The following is a 294-nucleotide window of genomic DNA, read 5'->3' as shown; positions in this document are numbered from 1 at the left end:
TGTTGGTCTTGCTTTGTATATATTATTTGCTATTGCTTAATTTGAGTATTACTATTTAAGTAAATACGTTTTTAAATTTAAATATTAATTAATAAAAAATCTTTGCATTATTAAAATAGTGCAAAGATTTAAGAGTTATTTTAAAATTAATTAAGGTATAAAATTGTGAATCTCAATTCCACTATTTTAGGGCAATCTATTTCATTTTTTTTATTTGTTTGGATTTGTATGAAATACATATGGCCTCCTATTTTAATAACTATAGAAAAAAGACAGAAAGATATTTCCGATAGT

The 294-nt window shown here is 21.4% G+C and carries 1 pseudogene; it reads left to right on the top strand.

What is annotated here, in order from left to right:
- Positions 1-165: 165 nt before the first annotated feature.
- Positions 166-294, top strand: a pseudogene (locus LDP10_RS03420) (F0F1 ATP synthase subunit B); the annotation flags it as partial.

The organism is Buchnera aphidicola (Pemphigus obesinymphae) (genome assembly GCF_026122815.1).
GTDB lineage: Bacteria > Pseudomonadota > Gammaproteobacteria > Enterobacterales > Enterobacteriaceae > Buchnera_C > Buchnera_C aphidicola_BJ.
The sequence above is the reverse complement of the archived record's forward strand: the minus strand, read 5'-3'. Positions and strand labels throughout refer to the sequence as shown.